This is a genomic window from Hymenobacter aranciens (assembly GCF_030580865.1).
Classification (GTDB): Bacteria; Bacteroidota; Bacteroidia; order Cytophagales; family Hymenobacteraceae; genus Hymenobacter; species Hymenobacter aranciens.
In genome coordinates this window covers 370,686-390,463 of the sequence record NZ_JAUQSY010000005.1, presented here as the reverse complement: position 1 = coordinate 390,463, position 19,778 = coordinate 370,686, and the positions used below count along the sequence as shown (strand labels likewise).

The 19,778-nt window shown below is 57.3% G+C and carries 21 protein-coding genes; 6 read left to right on the top strand and 15 right to left on the bottom strand.

Annotation, left to right across the window (positions count from 1 at the left end):
- Positions 1-6: 6 nt before the first annotated feature.
- The 14 genes from Q5H93_RS09650 to Q5H93_RS09585 form a co-directional block, all read right to left on the bottom strand.
- Positions 7-1,062, bottom strand: a complete 1,056-nt coding sequence (locus tag Q5H93_RS09650; RefSeq protein ID WP_305006308.1) for an RluA family pseudouridine synthase — start codon at positions 1,060-1,062, stop codon at positions 7-9.
- Positions 1,063-1,140: 78 nt separating this feature from the next.
- Positions 1,141-1,770: an OmpH/Skp family outer membrane protein gene (locus tag Q5H93_RS09645; RefSeq protein ID WP_305006307.1), complete on the bottom strand. Its 630-nt coding sequence runs from the start codon at positions 1,768-1,770 to the stop codon at positions 1,141-1,143.
- 41 nt (positions 1,771-1,811) lie between these two features.
- Entirely contained in the window at positions 1,812-2,513 is a 702-nt protein-coding gene (locus Q5H93_RS09640) for an OmpH/Skp family outer membrane protein (RefSeq protein WP_305006306.1), read from the bottom strand.
- 38 nt (positions 2,514-2,551) lie between these two features.
- Positions 2,552-4,987 (bottom strand): outer membrane protein assembly factor BamA, encoded by a 2,436-nt coding sequence (bamA, locus tag Q5H93_RS09635; protein ID WP_305006305.1) that lies wholly within the window; start codon positions 4,985-4,987, stop codon positions 2,552-2,554.
- Positions 4,988-5,061: 74 nt separating this feature from the next.
- Positions 5,062-5,808, bottom strand: a complete 747-nt coding sequence (uppS, locus tag Q5H93_RS09630; RefSeq protein WP_305006304.1) for an undecaprenyl pyrophosphate synthase — start codon at positions 5,806-5,808, stop codon at positions 5,062-5,064.
- 129 nt (positions 5,809-5,937) lie between these two features.
- On the bottom strand, positions 5,938-6,687 hold the full coding sequence (gene porG, locus Q5H93_RS09625; RefSeq protein WP_305006303.1) for a type IX secretion system protein PorG: 750 nt from the start codon (positions 6,685-6,687) through the stop codon (positions 5,938-5,940).
- A gap of 41 nt (positions 6,688-6,728) precedes the next feature.
- A complete protein-coding gene (locus tag Q5H93_RS09620; RefSeq protein ID WP_305006302.1) occupies positions 6,729-7,646 on the bottom strand; it encodes a DUF6089 family protein in 918 nt (305 codons plus the stop codon).
- A 137-nt stretch (positions 7,647-7,783) separates the two neighbouring features.
- Positions 7,784-8,677, bottom strand: coding sequence for an NAD kinase (locus Q5H93_RS09615; protein ID WP_305006301.1), 894 nt, complete (start codon positions 8,675-8,677; stop codon positions 7,784-7,786).
- A 37-nt stretch (positions 8,678-8,714) separates the two neighbouring features.
- On the bottom strand, positions 8,715-10,166 hold the full coding sequence (locus Q5H93_RS09610; RefSeq protein ID WP_305006300.1) for a POTRA domain-containing protein: 1,452 nt from the start codon (positions 10,164-10,166) through the stop codon (positions 8,715-8,717).
- 13 nt (positions 10,167-10,179) lie between these two features.
- On the bottom strand, positions 10,180-10,854 hold the full coding sequence (locus Q5H93_RS09605) for a CBS domain-containing protein (RefSeq protein ID WP_305006299.1): 675 nt from the start codon (positions 10,852-10,854) through the stop codon (positions 10,180-10,182).
- Positions 10,855-10,959: 105 nt separating this feature from the next.
- Complete coding sequence (locus Q5H93_RS09600) at positions 10,960-11,742, bottom strand: alpha/beta fold hydrolase (protein ID WP_305006298.1); 783 nt, start codon at positions 11,740-11,742, stop codon at positions 10,960-10,962.
- A 107-nt stretch (positions 11,743-11,849) separates the two neighbouring features.
- Positions 11,850-12,449 carry an anthranilate synthase component II gene (locus Q5H93_RS09595; RefSeq protein ID WP_305006297.1) on the bottom strand — a complete coding sequence of 200 codons (600 nt, stop codon included), beginning with the start codon at positions 12,447-12,449 and terminating at the stop codon, positions 11,850-11,852.
- A 6-nt stretch (positions 12,450-12,455) separates the two neighbouring features.
- Positions 12,456-12,986, bottom strand: a complete 531-nt coding sequence (locus Q5H93_RS09590; RefSeq protein ID WP_305006296.1) for a CvpA family protein — start codon at positions 12,984-12,986, stop codon at positions 12,456-12,458.
- Positions 12,987-13,077: 91 nt separating this feature from the next.
- Entirely contained in the window at positions 13,078-13,542 is a 465-nt protein-coding gene (locus tag Q5H93_RS09585) for a GatB/YqeY domain-containing protein (RefSeq protein ID WP_305006295.1), read from the bottom strand.
- 205 nt (positions 13,543-13,747) lie between these two features.
- On the opposite strand from Q5H93_RS09585, the gene Q5H93_RS09580 reads away from it, so the two are divergent.
- Positions 13,748-14,473: a pyridoxine 5'-phosphate synthase gene (locus Q5H93_RS09580; protein ID WP_305006294.1), complete on the top strand. Its 726-nt coding sequence runs from the start codon at positions 13,748-13,750 to the stop codon at positions 14,471-14,473.
- Between the two features lie 34 nt (positions 14,474-14,507).
- Here Q5H93_RS09580 and Q5H93_RS09575 read toward each other — a convergent pair whose 3' ends face one another.
- Positions 14,508-15,491, bottom strand: coding sequence for an AAA family ATPase (locus tag Q5H93_RS09575; RefSeq protein WP_305006293.1), 984 nt, complete (start codon positions 15,489-15,491; stop codon positions 14,508-14,510).
- A gap of 276 nt (positions 15,492-15,767) precedes the next feature.
- Between Q5H93_RS09575 and Q5H93_RS09570 the strand changes: the two genes are divergently transcribed.
- The 5 genes from Q5H93_RS09570 (at position 15,768) to paaE (ending at position 19,772) form a co-directional block, all read left to right on the top strand.
- A complete protein-coding gene (locus Q5H93_RS09570) occupies positions 15,768-16,001 on the top strand; it encodes a PID-CTERM protein-sorting domain-containing protein (RefSeq protein WP_305006292.1) in 234 nt (77 codons plus the stop codon).
- 88 nt (positions 16,002-16,089) lie between these two features.
- Positions 16,090-16,662: an exosortase X gene (gene xrtX / locus Q5H93_RS09565; protein WP_305006291.1), complete on the top strand. Its 573-nt coding sequence runs from the start codon at positions 16,090-16,092 to the stop codon at positions 16,660-16,662.
- Positions 16,663-16,672: 10 nt separating this feature from the next.
- Complete coding sequence (locus tag Q5H93_RS09560) at positions 16,673-17,164, top strand: XrtX-associated membrane protein (RefSeq protein WP_305006290.1); 492 nt, start codon at positions 16,673-16,675, stop codon at positions 17,162-17,164.
- Positions 17,165-17,297: 133 nt separating this feature from the next.
- On the top strand, positions 17,298-18,644 hold the full coding sequence (locus Q5H93_RS09555) for a phenylacetate--CoA ligase (protein ID WP_305006289.1): 1,347 nt from the start codon (positions 17,298-17,300) through the stop codon (positions 18,642-18,644).
- A 54-nt stretch (positions 18,645-18,698) separates the two neighbouring features.
- Positions 18,699-19,772, top strand: coding sequence for a 1,2-phenylacetyl-CoA epoxidase subunit PaaE (gene paaE / locus Q5H93_RS09550; RefSeq protein ID WP_305006288.1), 1,074 nt, complete (start codon positions 18,699-18,701; stop codon positions 19,770-19,772).
- Positions 19,773-19,778: the final 6 nt, after the last annotated feature.

Sequence of the window (19,778 nt, the reverse complement as noted above, 5' to 3'; positions counted from 1 at the left end):
TTTTGCTTACTGCTGATTGGCAAAGCCCTCCCATTTCGCCAGCACCGCCTCAAAATCAGCCGGCAACTCCGCTTCAAAAAACAAGTTTTCGCCCGACACGGGATGCACGAAACCCAGCGAGCGGGCATGCAAAGCCTGTCGGGGAATCAGCTCGAACGCATTTTCCACGAAAGCCCGGTAAGAGGCGGTATTCTGCCCCACCCGAATACGGTCACCACCATAGGTAGCATCGGAGAATAGCGGGTGGCCGAGGTGCTGCATGTGCGCCCGAATCTGGTGCGTGCGGCCGGTTTCGAGCACGCAGCGCAGCAGCGTCACAGGGCCGTAGTTGCGGAGCACCTCGTAGTGTGTCACGGCGTGTTTGCCTTGGCTGCCGTCGGGGTACACGGCCTGCACCTTGCGGTCGCGCAGGCTGCGGCCGATGTGGCCAGTGATGGTGCCCGTGGGGCCGGGCGGCGTGCCCCACACCAGCGCCAAGTAGCTGCGCTGAATGGTGTGGTGGAAAAACTGGTTCGACAGGTGCGTCATGGCAAACTCGGTTTTGCCGATGACCAGCAGGCCCGATGTATCCTTGTCGATGCGGTGCACCAGACCAGGCCGGATTTCATCGTTGCGGCCCGTGGGCAGATTGGCGAGGTGGTGGGCCAGACCGTTCACCAGCGTGCCCTGCCAGTTGCCATAGGCTGGATGTACAACCATCCCGGCCGGCTTGTTCACGATGAGCAATTCGCTGTCCTCGTAGCGGATATCCAGGTCCATTGGCTCGGGCACGACTTTGCCTTCGCGCGGCGGCTCGGGCAGCGTGATGGTGATGGTATCGCCCGGTTTGACGCGGTAATTGGGCTTCACGCGGGCGCTGTTCACTTGCACCGCGTCGGCCCGAATGGCTTCCTGGATTTTGTTGCGCGAGGTGTTGCTCAGCCGGTTCAGCAGAAATTTGTCGATGCGCAGCAGTTCCTGGCCGCGGTCTACTACAATGCGGTGGTGCTCATATAGCTCATCACCGCCGTCCGCTTCGTCGTCGGCCCCGGGCAGCAGGTCTTCATCCAAATCAGTTTGCATACAGTCTTTTTGCTTCAGGTTTACACGAAAAAAGCCGGGGCAGAGGCCCCGGCTTTTGCCTGTGGTAAGCCGTAGGGCTTACTTGGTTTTCGTCTTGGTTTTGCCAGCCGGGGCCGGAGCAGGAGCCGTGGCCGGAGCTACCGGAGCTTGCTTCACGGTGTTGGCGCCGGGCGTGATACCCATTTTCTTCAGCACGAGGTCCGAGATATCGCCATCCTTGGGGCCATGCAGCAACACCGGGCTGGCGCCGTCCGAGTTCAGCACGTAGGTGTAGCCGTTTTCTTCGGCCACGGCGTCGATGTTCTTCTGCAGCTTGTCGAGGGCCGGCTTCAGCAGGGTTTGCTGCTTCTGCTGCAAGCTTTGCTCGGCATTGCGCTGAAACTCTTGGATGGACTGCTGCAGCGCCGTCAGCTCCTTTTCCTTATCGGCTTTCACCACGTCGGTCATTGTGGCAGCACCTTTCTGGTAGGCCTCACCTTTCGTCTGATACTCGGTGTATTTGCTTTTCAGCTGCGCCTCGAGCTGGCTATTGTAGGCTTTCAGGTCCGACTCAATTTGCTTGCTTTCCGGCATCTGGCTCAGCACGTATTCCACGCTGGTGTAGCCAATTTTCAACGGAGCCTGGGCCTGGGCCGAAGTGGTTGCCAGCGAAGCCGCCGTCAGTACAGCAGCGGCAAAAGTCAGGCGAAGGGAATTCACGATATTCATTAAAAAGAAGATGGTTCGGAGAGTTGTTGGTGCAAAGGTAGTTATTTCGTGCCTTTCCGCGTATTCAATTTTGGTGCCGCTTCTTTGGTGGCTTTGGTACCGGCCGCCGGTTCCGTCGTTTCGGAGTCGGTTTCGAAGCGCGGGTCGGCCGAGGCACCCGGCTTGGGCGTGGGCGTTTTCACGCTGTTCACGGGGCCTTTGGGGCCAGGCTGGTTGCGGTCCTCGGCACCCAGGCCCAACTCTTCCAGCACAAATTCGGTGTAGTCGTGGGCGGGGTTGGTATAGAGCATCGTCACGTCGCCCGACTTATCAAACACCACCGCCAGCTGTTTTTTCTTGGCCACTTTCTCGATGGCTTCGAACACCTTATCCTGCACCGGCTTGGTCAGTTCAATGCGCTTTTTGAACAACTGACCTTCATAGCCAAACTGTTTGTTTTGGTAGGCTTTGATGTCCTGCTCTTTTTTCAGAATCTCATCCTGCCGTTTTTTCTTCATCGGTTCGGTCAGCACCACTTCCTCGGCTTGGTAGTTCCGGTAGAGCTTGTCGAGGTCCTTTTTCTGGGCCTCCACTTCCTTCTGCCAGGTATCCGACAGCACATTAAGTTCCGTCTGGGCTTTGGCGTAGTCCGGCATTTTCTCCATAATGAACTCCGAATCGACCCAGCCGAACTTCTGAGCCTGCACCCGAGGTGCGGCTGCGAGGAGCGAAACAATCAGCGCAAAAGTGCCAAAAATCTTCATGGTGGAAGTAACAGGAGTTGCCGTAGCGAAGTGCCCGGTTAGCGGATTTGCTGGCCGATGATGAAGTGGAAGTGGTTGGGGTCTTGCTTGCTGGTGATACCAGCCGGCGGAACCACGCTGTCGAAACCATGCCCAAAGTCGAAGCCTAGCAAGCCGAATGCCGACATAAACACGCGAGCCCCCACCCCGGCCGAGCGATACAACTTGTAAGGGTTATAATTATTATAGGAAGCCACTGAATTGCCCGCTTCCGCAAACGCCAGTATGTACACTGTAGCCGCCGGGTTGAGGCTAACCGGGTAGCGCATTTCGAGCACGTACTTGTTATACACCACGCCACCAGCCTCATCTGTGCGGGCGGTTGGGATGGCGTAGGGGTTACCTGGGTCATCGTAACCGCGCAGGCCGATGTAGTCGGTACCCACCACAAAGTTACCGCCACCGTTATAGCCTAGGCCCGCGCCACCCATCTTAAACCGTTCAAACGGCCCGATATCCCGCGACGAGTTATAAGTACCCAGAAAACCGAAGTGAGCGCGCGTATTCAATACCAGCTTGCCCACAATAGGCGTAAACCACGAAGCATCGAACATCCATTTATGGAATTCGACCCAGTTATTCCCATCTATGTGGGCTGGGTTGAGCAGCGAGTAAGGAGGAGTTAGGCTCAGGCTCAGGCTAATAGACGAGCCCCGACGGGTATAGGTAGGATTGTCGATGCTGTTACGAGCCAGCGTAGTATTAAGTGTCAAGTTGTTAGCAGAACCGTTGGCCAAGCCGGGCAAAGTATAATTCTGCGTCTGATACTTACTGAAAGACAGAGAGTTGCTAAGCGTAAAGTAGTCATCTGGCACGCGTAGCTGGCGTCCCAGGCCAATGGTAGCACTATACACTTTGATGAAGCTGCCCGTCGAAGCATCGAAGTTGGTGCCCAATCGGTTAATACTGTGGTTCAGGCTAAATGAGAATGAGTTCGGCCGACGACCACCCAGCCAGGGCTCGGTAAACGAGAGTGAATACGCCTGATACTGCACCCCATTTGCCTGAACGTTCAGCGCGATACGCTGGCCGTCACCGGCCGGCACCGGCGTCCAGTTACGGAAGTTGCCTGCTTTGCGTAGCGAGAAGTTATTAAATACCAAGCCCACCGTGCCAATAAAGCCCGCGTAGCCACCCCAGCCACCCGACAGCGTTACTTGGTCCGAGGGTTTCTCCTCCACCGTATAGTTGATATCCACGGTGCCATCGGCTTGGTTTGGCACGGGGTTGATACCAATTTTTTCAGGGTCGAAATAACCCAGCGTCGCAATTTCCCGCTGCGAGCGAATAAGCAGTTCGCGGTTGAACTTGTCGCCGGGCAGCGTCCGTAGCGTCCGGCGCAGCACGTGGTCGCTGGTTTTGGTATTACCCGCAATGTTAATATCCTTGATGTGCGCCTGCACCCCTTCGTTGATGCGCATCTCGATGTCAATCGAGTCGCCCACTACCTTGGTTTCCACCGGGTCGAGGTTGAAAAACAGGTAACCATCATTCATATAAAGCGAGGTGATGTCCTGCCCAGTCGGGTTGTAGTTCAGGCGCTTATCCAGCGTTTCCTTGCTATACGGGCTGCCTTTCTTGATACCCAGCACGTTGGCCAGCGTTTTATCATCGTAGAGATAGTTGCCGCTCCAACTGATGTTGCGGAAGAAGTACTTCGGTCCTTCATCCACCTTGATGCGGATTGCCAGCCCCTTGTCGTCACGAATTAGTGTGTCGCTCACGATGATAGCATCGCGGTAGCCCTGCGCGTTGTAATATTCAAGGAGGGACTTTTTATCGTCCTCGTATTCCGACTTCTGAAACTTGCCGCTGGTCAAGAGCTTATAAGACTTCCGCGCTTTGGTTTTCTTTAATTTCGTGCGCAGCTTACTGTCTTTAAAAGCAGTATTTCCTTCAAAGTCAATGTCGTGAATACGTATTTTATTACCCTTATCCACCTCGATGCGCAACGCTACGCTGTTGGAAAGGGCAGAGTCGGCTACCTGTACTACGTTGACCTTGGTATCCAGGTACCCTTTGCCAGCGAAGAACTTACGCACTTGGCTGCGGGTGTTGTTCAGCAGCGCGTCCGTCACCACCTTACCCCGGATAAGAGTAATTTTCTTGGTCAACTCTTCCTTTTGCCCTTTGCGGATGCCCGTAAAAGTAAATTTCGATAAGCGAGGGCGTTCCTTCAGGTTATAGTCGAGGTAAATTTTATTGCCCTCAATGCGGGCAATGGTTACGCTCACATCTCCCAGAATGCCCTGTCCCCAGAGCTTGCGGATGGATTTGCCAATCTCTTCGCCCGGAATATTGATGGCATCCCCAATACGCAGGCCCGTCAGGCTAATCAGGGTATTGGGGTCGAGGTAGCGGGCGCCGCTTACCGTGATGCCGCCCAACTCGTATTTCTTGGGCTCTTCTCCTGCACCCTGCCCTACTGCCGGCATTGCTGCTGCAGTCAGCAGCAGAGTTATAACAGTCAGAAAGCTAGCAACTAAATTACGCACTGCAATTACTTTTTTTATGATACCGCGATTTGCTCGCTGGTTTTGCCAAAGCGGCGTTCCCGCCGTTGATAAGCCCGGATAGCTTCCTGGAAATGCTCGCGCCGAAAATCCGGCCACAGCAAATCGGTAATGTAGAGTTCGGTATAAGCCAGTTGCCACAACAGAAAATTGCTGATGCGCTGCTCGCCGCTGGTGCGGATGAGCAGCTCTGGGTCAGGGATACCAGCCGTGGCCAAATAGTTGCTTACCGTCGCCTCCGTGATGTCGGCAGCATGCAAACGGCCGTTCGCCACGTCAGTCGCCAGGCGCTGGGCAGCCTGGGTCAGGTCCCAGCGCCCGCTGTAGCTCAGGGCAAGCAGCAGTGTCATGCGCGAGCCGGTTTTGGTCAGCTCGATGGCTTCGGCTAGCTCGCGGCGGCAGCCGGCAGGCAAGCTGCTGATGTCGCCAATGGCCTGCAGCCGAATGCTGTTTTTGAGAAGTGTGGCGGTTTCTTGCCGAATGGTATGCACCAGCAACTGCATCAACGCCGTCACTTCCAGCGCCGGGCGGTTCCAGTTTTCGGTCGAGAAAGCGTACAAAGTGAGGTACTTCACCCCCAGCTCGGCGGCTTCCTCCACGGTTTCGCGCACGGCGGTGATGGCACTTTGGTGCCCAAACACACGCAACCCACCTCGCTGCTTAGCCCAGCGCCCGTTACCATCCATGATAACGGCCACGTGAGCAGGGATATTTTGAGAGTCAATTTCGGCCTTGCCGGTCATCCTTACGGTTTCGGTAAAAGAGGCCGCAAGTTACGGAAATGGTTGCACTTGCACCGATTTTTCGCCAGTCAGTCACCGCCAGCATCAACTGAAATAGCCGCTAACGTCCTGTCCGGGGCGAATTCGGCACTACTGCAGCAGCTTTTTATTTTTCTTGTACTGGTCGGGGCAGCGAATCTTATAGAACGTATAAGACAGGCTGAAACCGTTGTAATAATACCAGTCCTGGTCATGGCTATTCACCAGCAAGGCATCCTGTTCACTAAGGTGGTCTAGTTGGTCGGTGAAAGCTTTACGCGCCCCAAACTCCAACCCCAGGTTGATAAACTCCGAAAGGGCATATTTAAACCCTACGCCAACAGGAATAGCCAAGCCAAAGAAATCACCCTTCTGGTTGTAATTGCCACCCAGAGTAGTGCTCACGGTGGTAGTGCTGGCCCGGAAGCCCGCGAGCCCCGCAAACAAGTAGGGCGTAAAGTGAAGCTTGTCCTTACGGTAGTGGTAATCCAGGAAATTATATTCCACCACTACCGACGCCTCCAGCAAATTGCCCTTGGTATTGGCTTGCCGGTAAGCTTGCAGCGGCGGCACCCCGCCGTTGACGCCCGTCACGTTGCCATCGTCGGCGCGGAGCAGGCCCGCCGTAAACGCGCCACGCAGGGTGATGGGCACCGATACATCGCGGCGATAAAAGGCCGTAAAAGCTGGCCGGTTATTTTGAAATTGATACTGCGGCGAAACTTCGCCCTTGTAATTCGTGGCGCCAAGGCCGAGGCCTACTTCACTCGTATGCTGTGCGAAGGCGGTGGCACAAAAAAACACACTCCCCGCCTGCAGGGAGCAAGCGAGGAGTGTGCGGTAAACAGCCGAATAGGTCATTAGCTGACTGAATAGTGGAACATGCAGCCAACGACAGTCGGCTAGCGGAATTTCGGGTTCTTAATGCGCGGCGTCAGAATGTAGTTCAACGACAGGCCGGTCACAATGTACCAGTCGGTATCGCTTTCGTTACCACGCTTGGCACCAGGCGTATCAAAGTCAGCAAACTGACCGGCACGGGTGCGGGTGATGCCACCTTTGTTATCGAAGGTACCTCCTACGTCACGGCCACCGCCGAAGTAAATCTGCTGCTCCGTCGTGAGTGCACCAGCGGCAGCATAGGTACCGCTTACGTCATCGAGGTAGTCGGTGAAGGTTTTGCGCCAGCCGATTTCCAGGCTCGCGTCAAAGTTGCGGTTGATGCGGTAGCGTACGCCACCCCCGAAAGGAATGGAGAACTGCGTCTGGCCATAGCCGCTCGACTGGCCTTCGGTTTTCAGGTTGGCCAGGCTTACGTATTCGCCGTTTTTGTAGAGGCCTTTGGGGTCGTGGTAGAAGCCGGCAACACCAGCGAACACGTAGGGCACGAAGTCCGGACGTTTCAGGTAGTTGTTGCGGTTTTCAATCAGGTCAACGATAACAACGCCCGAGACTTCCAGAATGTCGTTGCGGAAGCTCATGTTGCGGTTGTAGCGGAACACAGCGTCCGGGTCGCCCGAGTCAGCTGCTTTCGAGTCATCACCAGTGATGCGGCCGTACGACAATGCCAGACGCCCCGACACCCGCGGCGTGAAGCGACGCGTGATGGATACACCGACGTTAGGACGGGTGGCACCAAAACGGAAGCTAGTGAAGTTGGTCTGTGGGGTAACGTCGCCAAAATAGTTCATGGCGTTCAGGCTGAAACCAACGGAGTTGTACTTTTTCCGCTTGCTAAACTGCTGCGCCTCCGCCTTCGGAGCGGCCAGCAGGCCCAACCCTAAGAGAAGAGCTGTAGGATACGTGAAGATATTTTTCATAAGGCGCAAAAATGGGATGCAAAAGTCAGGTGTAGGGTACGAAGCAGTGCGGACACAGTTTCAGACGGAGACAAAAGTAAGGCTTATTGGGAACTAAAAAAACTTTTCACCTTTTTTTTCACAAAAAACCTCTGTAACTATGCCTGCATGCCCGCCGGATTGCGGCGGTCGAGGCCCCAGTTAAGTTTACTACGTAAGGTACTTAGAAAATTAACGTGGTTAAGCTTGACCAGGCGGGCATTAAAATTCTCACGTCGAACGGCAATCTGCACAGTGGTTTCGATGGGTAGGGAGCGCGAATCGAGCGCGAGCATATAGTTGGTGGTGCGGCTTTCTACTTCAAACGAAATTACGCTTTGGTCCGACACAACGAGTGGCCGCACGTTTAAATTGTGGGGACATACGGGAGCGATAATAAAATTGTTGGTTTGGGGCAGCATTACCGGCCCGCCGCAGCTGAGCGAATAGCCGGTGGAGCCGGTGGGCGTGGCTACCACCAAGCCATCGGCCCAGTACGAATTGAGATACTCGCCATCGATGTACGTGTGTACGACAATCATGGATGAGGTATCACGCTTGAGAATACTAAATTCGTTGAGGGCAAAGTTGAGGCTGCCGAATACGTCGGGGTCGGTATCGACGCGGATGAGGCTGCGCTCTTCGATGGTGAAGTGTCCTTTGAACAGGGCATCAATGGCCTGCGCGACACGGTCGGGGGTGATGGTGGCCAAGAAGCCCAGCCGGCCAACGTGAATGCCGAGAATAGGGATTTGCAGGCTGCCGACGTACGTAACGGTATCGAGCAGGGTGCCATCGCCGCCGATGCTGAGCACGAACTGTACGCCTCGCAGGGAGTCGCCGCGCCGGAACTCGGTGAACTGGGCGGGCAGGTTCACCCGGTTGGTAAGGTAAGTGCGGAAGCTTTCGCCGATGCGGACCTCGGCCCGGCGAGCGGCGAGGTCGTCGAGCAGGGCCTGCATGAAGGGCACGGCAGCATCGTCGAAGGGCTTACCGAGGATGGCGATTTTCATAAGGCTGGATAATCAGGCAACAACCGTAAATCACTGATTAGATAGGAAAAGCTGTGCGAATAAAATAGCCGGTTTCGCCGAGGCGGTTGAGGGTGTATTCGAGGGTGAAGACCCAGTCGTAGTACGTGACGACGTGCAAACCTAAGCCGGCCGCACTTAACAGCCGATTGGGCAGCTGGTTTTGCGGAAGCGGGTTAGGGTTGTCGACGTAGCCAGCGTCGCCAAAGACGTTCAGGTACAGCGCCAGGGGAATCGTGTTAAGTTTCGGGTCGTCGATAAAGCCCAGATGAATTTGGCTGGCCTTGAAAGGCCGGAAAGAAACGCCCTGCTGCAGCAGGGCATAGTGCCGGCCATCAATCACATAGGCATCGTAGCCCCGCACCATGGCGTCGTAGCCGAGGGCATGGGCATCGGCGTAGCTAAGGCTGCGGGTGAGGCGGGCCTGGCCGCTCACACCTGCACTATAATAGAAGCGGTGGCCCAGCGACACATATTTAGCATAGCGCAGGCGGAAGGTGGTGAGACCGGGCGTTTGATTATCTAGAAACACGCGGTGCAACAGCGCAGCCTGAGCGTATTGGCCGGTGAGCGGGTAGGCAAAGGTATTGCGCTGATTGAGGGTATTAACCAAACTGAACTCCAAGTATTCCCGACGGGTTTGATTTTGGAAGTATCTGGGGTTCGAATCGTTGATTGCCTCGCTGATTTGCTCGTGGTGGTAGGCCACGTCAATGGCCGAGAGAAAGTTGACGGTGTGGCGCAGCCGCAGGCCGCCCGAGGTGTAAAAGCGCTGGATGGGGAAGCCGGTTTCGGCGCGCAGCGGCACTAGTCGGTCGTCGCGGGTGATGTAGTCGAGGCTGCGGCTTTGGTAATAGGAAATACCGACGCCGAAGCCCAGGCGGCGGTAGCGGCCCAGGCCGGGCGCTTCGTAGAACAGCTCGTATTTGCGGTTGAAGCCGAGCTGTAGGTTGGCAATTACCTGCTCGTTGCGGCCGCGGAAGTTGGTACGGAGCAGGTGCATGCCGTAGTCGAGGCGCTGCCAGCGGTCGGAGCGGTTGCGCCAAGCCTGGAAGTTGCGGTCGGCCAGCGAGAAGATGGGAACGGGAAAGGTATAATGCCGCTCCTGCACGGCAAACAGCACGGTGAGCTGGCCATTGCGGCAGGTGGCCTGCGCCAGCACCGTATGGAAAAGCTGCAGGTTGAACAGGCGGCGGCGGTTAGCTTCGAGCCGGGCCTGCAGGTCGGCCTGCGATAAGCTGTCGCCTTCGTGAAAATCAAGCTCGGCTCGCAGAATGCGCTCCCTGGTTACATTGTTCCCGGCAAAGAGAATACCGCTGACACGGGCCGTGGCCAGCCCGGGACAGGGTTGGATGCGCACCAGCGTGTCGGCGGGCACCACTACGGGCGGTAACGGGCGTGGCACGGTATCGGGCGGCGTGGGCAGCAGGCCCGCCAGCAGCACCCGCAGGGACAATAATAAACCTAGCACCCGGCTAAATTAGCTAGATGCTCAGGTAGCGGAGCAGGGCGTCGTAGCGCTCGTGCTCGTCTTCACCCAGGGCGGCGGTGCCGTTGAACTGCGCCGTGACAACGTAGCCGAAGCGCTCCAGCGTGGCCGTGATGCTGGCCATGTTGTTGGTATTCAACTTGAGGGTGAGGCGGACGCGGTAGGGGTCGTTTTCGTCCTGGGCCACGTGGGCGTGCAGGATTTTGGCGTTGTTTTCTTCGACGTAGCGGCTGATTTGCGACAGCGAGTAGTCGCGTTCCTCCATCGTGAGCACGATGATGGCACCCTGCCCGCCAGCCGGCTGCTGCCCGAAGGCCGCAAGCGCGTCGCTGATGGTGACTACACCGGCATACTCGTGCTGGGCATCGACCACGGGCACGAGCTGAATTTTATTCTGAATGGCCAGTTCCATGACACGGTAAAAGTGCTGGTCAGGGCGCACGTAGGTATCGGCGAAGCCAAGGGGCAGCTCCGAGAGCAAGGTGTTGGGGTCGTCGAAATCGGCTAGGTCGGCTTCGGTCACGAGGCCGCGGTAGTGCCGATTGTCGAGTACCGGCAACTGGCCCACGTGAAACTCGTCGAGCCAGCGGGCTGCCTTGGCAGCAGAGTCCGTTCCCTTAAGGGGCGGAATCATTTCGTTGAGTAAATCTTCGGCGAGCAGAGCGGGCATGGACAAAGCAGAAAGTAAAACAGCCAGTGGCAACTAAATAGACTGCCAATTAGCAGTAAAAGTTTGCTTGCGGGCAAAAATCAAGCCGACCAGCTAGCAGGGCGGCTAGTGAGCCGGCAGCGCGGCGGTTTGGGTAGTACGCAAAAACTGCCGCAGGTAGCGGTTGAAAGCAACCGGGCGCTCCATCATTGGCGCGTGTCCGCAGTGGTCGAGAAACCGCAGTTCGGCCTGCGGCAACAAGCGTTCGAACTCGTGCGCTACCGAGGGCGGCGTGATGGTGTCATTCAGGCCCCACACCAGCAGCGCCGGCACCTTGATACGGGCCAGCTCCTTGCCGAGGTTATGGCGTTGGGCCGACCGGGCTATTGAAATAATGCGCAGGCACTTGGAATTGGAATTGGTAACGTTGAACACTTCGTCTACCAGCTCCTGCGTGGCGATGTTCGGGTCATAAAACGTGTAGCCCACCCGCTCCTTCACGTAGGCGTAGTTGCCGCGCTTGGGGAAGGAGCCGCCCATTGAGTCCTCAAACAGGCCGCTGCTGCCGGTGAGCACCAAGCGGCTCACACGCTGCGGATTATTGAGGGTGTATACCAGGGCAATGTGCCCGCCCAGCGAGTTGCCGAGCACGGTGAAGGAAGTCGGGAGCTGACAGGCCGCTACGAAACCCTCAACGTAGGCCACTAGGCCTGGTACCCCGGCCTGAGTCAGCGGCATGTTGTACACGGGCAGTAGCGGGATAACCACCCGATAGTCAGCCGAAAACTCATTTACCACATCCTGCCAGTTGCTGAGCGCGCCGAATAATCCGTGGAGCAGCAGCAACACCGGGCCGTGGCCTTCGTCAACGTACTCATAACCGTGCTGGTGCTGGCGGCGCAATTCCATGTTCTTAATCTAGAAGCTCGAAGCAGAATGGGGGCAGACGCAGTAACTACGCAGGGCGCATAGTGTTCTGGAATTCCGCTAAGCTATTCGTGTTCAAATACCTGCCACTAGTGGCCCGAAGCGGAGTTAACAATGATACAACAACGCAGCCAATTCGCCAAAATTGCCAGGCCGTGGGCCGTGAGCAGGGCTTCGGGATGAAACTGCACGCCGTAGAGCGGCAGGCTGCGGTGGCGAAACGCCATTACCTCGGCCGTAGCATCGGCGGTGTGGGCCAAGGGTTCCAGTGCAGCGGGCAGCGGTGGCTGCAATACCAATGAGTGGTAACGGGTGACGGCAAAGCTGGCGGGCAGCCCGGCAAACAGATAACTGCCGTCTTCGTGCTGAATATCCGACGTTTTGCCGTGCATGGGCCGGGTGGCCCGCACCACGCTGGCCCCAAAAAAATCGCCCAGCGCCTGATGACCCAGGCAGACGCCCAGCATGGGCAGCCGTTGGTAATACGCCTCGATGACGGCGGGCATCACACCGGCGGCGGCGGGCACGCCGGGGCCGGGCGACAGTACAATGCCATCAAATTTCAGCGCCTGTATTTCTGCCAAAGGCGTGTCGTTGCGACGCACCAGCACCTCTGCGCCCAGCTGCCGTAGGTAGTCGGCCAGGGTGAAGGTGAAGGAATCGAAATTATCGAGCAGCAATAGGCGCACGGCGGATTAGCTTTTCAGGAAGGCTAGTTTCATGCGGGCCAGCAGGTCCTGGGCAAAGGGCAGCACGTAGCCAGTCAGCTGCAAAGCCAATGGGGTGGCTTGCTGCACGAAAGGCAACACCTGCGACCCCGCCACCAGCTGGGGCGAGAGCAGCCGCAGCCCCGCCAGGCCGGTGCCGTGGAGCAATAAGCTCAGGCCCAGCACCCACTTCAGCACGCCGGCGGCACCGCCCAGCAGATTGTCGAGCACGCCCAATGGCGTCAGGTGGACGGCCGTTTTGAGCAGCCCGCCCAGCAGATGCACGCCCCACATAATGGCAATGAATACCAGCGCAAACGACAGCAGCGGCAGCATTCCGAACGCATCGCCTACGTAGTGCCGCACCAGCGGCACAGCGGCCGACAACAAACTCAACCCGCCTACTACCGCCAACACAAAAGCCAGCAGTGAAGCCACTTCCAGCACCAGCCCCCGCCGGTAGCCCTTCACGGCCCCGATACCCAAAGGCAGCAGCAGCAGGATATCAAGCGCGGTCATTTCTTGCGTTTCGAAATTACGGGTTTTGAATGATGAGTTGTTGCTCCAAACGGACCAATAACTTATCATTCAAAACCCGTAACTCATTTTACTACACGTTTGTATTGTTCAGCAGGTGGCTCAGCACTTCTGAAATGCGCTTGCCATCGGCCTTACCCGACAGCTCGCGGGCGGCTACGCCCATCACCTTACCCATATCGGACGGGCCGGTGGCGCCCACACGCTGAATGATAACCACCAGATGCTCCACCAGTTCGGCTTCGGAAAGCTGCTTGGGCAGGAATTCTTCGATGATGGCCAGCTCGGCCAGTTCGTTGGCTTCAAGCTCGGAGCGGAACTGTTCTTTGTAGATAGCGGCAGCGTCACGACGCTGCTTGGCGGCCTTGTTGAGCATTTTCAGCTCGGCATCGGCGCTGAGGCCGTCGGTGCTGGCGCCCTCGGCGGTTTCAGCCAGCATGATTTGCGATTTGATGCTGCGGAGCGTGGTGAGCCGCACTTTGTCTTTGGCCAGCATGGCCTGTTTGATAGCGGCGTCGATGGTTTCTTTGAGAGCCATGAGAATGAGGAAGAAAGAATGAGAAAGTATAAGGCGTGGGAAGTTAGTGATTGAGCAAGCCCCTGACTACGATTCGGGCACCGGCCGGAGGACTCTACGTAGAAAGTGGGCTTTCCTCTAGACCTGCGGGCCCGGAATGGGCAAACTCTGCGACCTTCGTAGTGGCAAATGTCCGGGTTTCTACTCCCTGCTCCTTGCGAATTTTATGACGAAGCTAAGCGTAAACATCAACAAAATTGCCACCCTGCGCAACGCCCGGGGCCACAACCGCCCCGATGTGCTGCAAGCCGCCCGCGACATTGAGCGCTTCGGCGCTCAGGGCATCACGGTGCATCCGCGGCCCGACGAGCGCCACATCCGCTACCAGGATGTGCGCGACCTCAGGCACGTTGTCACCACCGAAATCAACGTGGAAGGCAACCCCACGCCCGACTTTCTGGACTTGGTGCGCGAAGTGCGCCCCGAGCAGGTAACGCTGGTGCCCGACGCCCCCGACGCCATCACCTCTAATGCGGGCTGGGACACCGTCACCCACCAACAATATCTGCGCGAAGTTGTAGCCGATTTAAAATCAATCGGCTGCCGCGTCAGCATCTTTCTTGACCCTATCGCCGAACTGGTCGAAGCCGCTGCCACCACCGGCACCGACCGCATCGAGCTCTACACCGAAGCTTACGCTACTCAGTTCCTCGCCGACCGCGAGGCCGCTGTGGCGCCCTACCGGGCTGCTGCAGCCCTCGCCGGTAAACTAGGCTTAGGTGTAAATGCCGGCCACGACCTCGACCTCGACAACCTGGCTTGGCTGCACCAGCAACTGCCCGAATTGGATGAAGTCAGCATCGGCCACGCGTTGGTGTGCGACGCGCTGTACCTGGGCCTGGAGAATACCGTGCAGCTGTATCTGCGGCAGCTGAAGTCAATGAACAGTTAACAATGAGCCATTGGAGGCCAATTGATAATTGACTTCAGCTAATCGGCACTTTGCGCAGAATTGCCTCAATCAAATCCTGCGTCCGGATACCATCAGCCTCCGCTTCGTAGCTGAGCTGGATGCGATGATTGAGCACGTCGGCCGCTACTTCTTTAATGTCTTCGGGCAGCACGTAGTCGCGGCCTTCGAGGTAGGCCACGGCGCGGGAGGCGCGGTGCAGGGCAATGCTGGCCCGCGGGCTGGCGCCAAACTGCACGGCCAGGCTAAACTCGGGCAGCTCGTAGTCGGCCGGACGGCGGGTGGCGAAGACCAGCTCAATCAGGTATTTTTCCAGCGTCTCGGATATCTGCACCTGATTGATTTGCTGGCGAATGCCAAAAATATCCTCTTTGGTTAAAATAGCCTGCACGTCGTCCTGGAAGCTGAGGTTGGCCATGCGGCGCATCACCTCCAGCTCGTCGGCTTTTTTAAGGTAATCGACGTGAACTTTGAGCATAAAGCGGTCGACCTGCGCCTCGGGCAGCGGGTAGGTACCCTCCTGCTCCACGGGGTTTTGGGTGGCCAGCACCAGAAAGGGCAGGTCGAGCGCATAAGTGGTGTCGCCGATAGTGACCTGCCGCTCCTGCATGGCTTCGAGCAGGGCGCTCTGCACCTTGGCCGGCGAGCGGTTTATTTCATCAGCCAGCACTAGGTTGGCGAAAATCGGACCTTTTTTCACTTCAAAGACCGACTGATTCTGATTGTAAATCATGGTGCCTACCAAGTCGGACGGCAGCAGGTCGGGAGTGAACTGCACACGCTGAAAATGCAGGTGCAGCACCTTGGCCAGGGTCGAAATAGTCAGGGTTTTGGCCAGCCCTGGCACCCCTTCGAGCAGAATGTGCCCACCGGTGAAGAGGCCGATAAGCAAGCGGTTAAGCAGTTGCTGCTGGCCTACCACCACCTTGCCCATTTCGGCGAAAACCTGGCGAATAAGCGGTTGATAATCGGCGGGCATCAGGGGAGGATTTGGTGACATAGGTTAGAGCAGAGTACGCGCTGCGAAGGTAGGTAACGGGCGGCGGCAAGTTGAAAAGGCCGCCACGAGAATATTATTTTTCGACTGCAGTCCATCCAAAACTAGTATTATTGTCGTAGTAAGTCAGCGCATGAAGCAATGATGAATAAAATCATCGGCCCAACACGGTAAGGATGATGAAATTTTTATTACTCATTGTACAAACAAAACTTTTCTCCTTATATTTGCCCCAACTCTCCAGCTAAAACTCCTCACCTCAACCTTCACTCTTTCAGTATGAAATCATTTCTGCTAAAAACAATCCTGCCGGCTATGGTTATCATGCTGTCGGCAACTGCCATTTCGATGGCTCAACCCGGCGGCGGCGGCCCCGTGCCCGGCCCCGGTAACGGCGGCGGTCCTGGCGGCGGCGCAACCGACGTTCCGGTAGATGGCGGCATTTCGCTGCTGCTGGCCGGCGGTGTAGCCTATGGCGTAAAGCACCTGCGCGACCGTCGTCGCAAGGCTTAATCACCAGCGCCTTATATCAAAAGCGGCTCCCTCCCATGAGGAAGCCGCTTTTTTTATGGAAATTTGTGACCCATCCATTTCTGCTGCTATGACTTCGGCTACCGTCACTCCGGCTGCTTCGGGCAACCGCCTGTTGATTCGATTTTTCATCGTCGCCACGGTACTTTACCTGGCTTGGTTTTTTGGCTACGAACAGTGGCTGGCCCACGACGGCCGCCTCGATGCCCTGCTGTGCCGTCAGATTGCCCAGGGAGCCGCTGCGGTATTGCGCGTATTTGGGTTCCATGCGAGCGTCAGCACTGAGCATGCCAGCTTGCTATTACTCAACAACAACCCGGCTGTAGTAGTAGGCCCGCCATGTAATGGACTGGTTTTATACACCCTGTTTGGCGGGTTTGTAGCAGCATTTCCCGGGCCCTGGCTGCGTAAGCTATGGTATATCCCGGCGGGCATTGCCGGCATTTGGCTGTTGAATGTGCTGCGGGTAGTAGCTCTGGCACTGAACCACGAATACGCGCCTGGCTCGATGGACTTCAATCATCACTACACATTTACGTTTGTGGTGTACGCTTTCATCTTCGGCCTCTGGATGCTGTGGGCAAAAAAGCTGGCCGGGGGGCCACGAGCCGCTTCCCCAGCAGATGCTTCTATTCACGCGTAACTAGTAAGCAGTGCAAGTATTATCTACTTGGTGGCGATGGGTAACGGTGGCATTGTTAGTGGGGCTGCTACTGCTGGGAGGCGTGTACGATGAGTACGTTTTCGCCTTCCTCACGCCGCTCTGGCAGAAAATACTCGGCGCGGTGGGGCTCGACCGGCAAGCGGCGGCCTTGCAACAGGGCATCAATCAAAACGTAACGCAGCGTTCGTTACTGGCTGCTGCCAGCTATGCGGCGCTGTACGTAGGTATCTGCCTGCTCATTTTACGGCTGGTGCTGCGTAACCGGCCGCAGTGGCGACTCACTCTGCGGCTGTATGCGGGCGTAGTGGCAGCCTACGTGCTGCTGGTGACAGTGGGGAAGCTGGCCGGTGATGCTTTCTGGGCCTATAAGCTTTCGCGCCATTTGATTGATTTTCTGACTAGTCCTATTCCGGTGGCGGGACTAATCGTATTGTTCAAAGCCGGGTTTGGCCCGCAAACTTCCAAAAATAGCGAGGAGTAGCAACGAGCAGGGCGGGGTACTGCGAAGCTGGGGCTTCGCAGTACCCCGCCCTGCTCGTTGCAAAAACAAACATTCGTTAGCTTTTGTCAAAAGAAAGCTACATTTGTTCTACCACGCTATTTCCCACCCTTCCATGGTATTTAATCCCGAAATCGAACGGATGCCATTGCCGCAGCTGCGGGCCTTGCAAAATGCTCGCCTAAAAGAGCAAGTGGCCTATCTGAACGCGCGGGTGCCGTTCTACCAGCGCAAGTTTTCCGAGGCGGGCATCACCCCGGAAAATTTTCGGGGACTAGAGGATTTGGCGAAGCTGGGCTTTACCAAGAAGACTGATTTCCGGGATAATTACCCCTTCGGCCTCTTTGCGGTGCCGGAGGCAGAAGTATCACGCCTGCACTGCTCCAGCGGCACCACGGGCAAGGCCACGGTGGTCGGCTACACGGCGGGCGACCTGGAGATTTTTGCCGAAGTGGTGGCCCGCTCGCTGGCCGCTGCCGGCTGCAAGCCCGGCATGAAAATGCAGAATGCTTACGGCTATGGCCTTTTCACTGGCGGGCTGGGCATTCACTACGGCGCCGAGAAGCTGGGGCTGACGGTTATCCCCGTATCGGGCGGCAGCACCGACCGGCAGCTGCAGCTGCTCCAGGATTTTCGACCCGAAATCATCTGCGCCACGCCGTCTTACGCCCAGGTTTTGAGCGAGGAAATTCAGCGGCGCGGCCTTGGGCCGGAAGCCATTAACCTGCAATACGCCGTGCTGGGGGCCGAGCCGTGGACGGAAGCCATCCGGCAGCAGGTGGAGGCCGGACTGCGCGTGTCGGCCACTAATATCTACGGCCTGAGTGAGATAATGGGCCCCGGCGTGTCGCAGGAAGACGTGAATGAGCGCGGCACCGGCAGCTACATCTGGGAAGACCATTTCTACCCCGAAGTGGTGGACCGCATGACCGGCGAGCCGGTGGCCGAGGGTGAGCTGGGCGTATTGGTTTTCAGCACGCTCACTAAAAAGGCCATGCCTATTCTGCGCTACTGGACGGGCGACATTACCAATATCTACTACGACCATTCGGTGAGCCGCACCCACGTCAAAATGGGGCCGATTCGCGGCCGGGCCGACGACATGCTCATCATTCGCGGGGTCAATTTCTTCCCCACGCAGGTGGAGGATATCATTGCCAACATGCCCGAAATCAGCGCTTACTACCAGATGGTGGCCACCCGCCGCGGCAGCCTCGACGAAGTGGAAGTGAACGTGGAAGTAGCCGAGCACGTGTTGCGCCTGCTGGGCCTGTATGACACGCTCACCGAGGAGCTGGTGCAGCAGCACGACATCCTGCAGCGCCTGAAGGGTAGCTTTGCCAAAAAAATCAAGGATAATATTGGGCTTAGCATGCGCGTCAACCCGTTGGGCTGCGGCCAGTTGCCACGCAGCGAGGGCGGCAAAACCAGTCGGGTGAAGGACCTGCGGGAGTTAAAGTAACTTGCCTGACGTTTACGAAATAACCAGCTGGCCCAGGGCCACAGTCTAAAGTTCATGAGCCGGTTTCATCCGCTAAAAATCAAGAGTATACGCCGCGAAACGCCCGACTGCGTTTCGGTATCCTTCGAGGTACCGGCCGAGCTGCGCGAAGCCTTCCGCTACACGCCCGGGCAGTATTTGACCCTACGCCGCGAGCACGAGGGCGAAGAGTTGCGGCGCTCTTATTCCATTTGCAGCAGTCCGCTGGATGAGGAATGGCGCGTAGCCATCAAGAAGGTGCCGGAAGGGCGGTTTTCGACGTTGGCGGTGGATGGCCTGAGCGTGGGCGACACGCTCGACGTGATGCCGCCGCAGGGCCGCTTCTCGCCCACCCTGCACCCGGCCCAGACGAAGCGTTACGCGCTATTCGCGGCCGGCAGCGGGATTACGCCAATTCTGAGTATTGCCAAAACGGTGCTGCTGACCGAGCCCGGCAGCCACGTCTACCTGGTGTATGGCAACCGGGGGCGCAACTCGATTATTTTTAAGGAACAGATTGAGGCACTAAAGAATAAATTCCTCAACCGCCTGAGTGTGTATCATGTACTGAGCCGCGAACAGGGCGACAGTGACTTGTTTTTTGGCCGGCTGGACTACGACAGGGCCACGCAGTTTTTGCAGAAAATCGTGCCCGCCGGGCAGTTGGACGAGTGCTTCATCTGCGGGCCGGAGGAGATGATTCTGGGCGTGAAGCAGGCGCTGACCGACGCGGGCGTGGCGGCCGACAAGGTTCACTTCGAGCTATTTGCGTCGACCAAAGGCGCGGCGGCGGCGAAAGCCACCGTGCGCCCACTGGGCGAGGACGACCAGAAAAGCCAGGTTACGATGCGCCTCGATGGCCGGGCTTACCTGCTGGATATGTCCTATTATGGCGACACGGTGCTGGACGCGGCGCTCGCGGCGGGCGTAGATGCGCCCTACTCCTGCAAAAACGGCATGTGCAGCACCTGCCGCGCCCGCGTGACGCACGGCACTGCCGCGATGGACGTAAATTACTCGCTTTCTGACATCGAAGTGGCCAAGGGCTACGTACTCACCTGCCAGGCCCGGCCGACGACGGCCGAGGTGACGGTGGACTTTGACCAGTAAGCCACC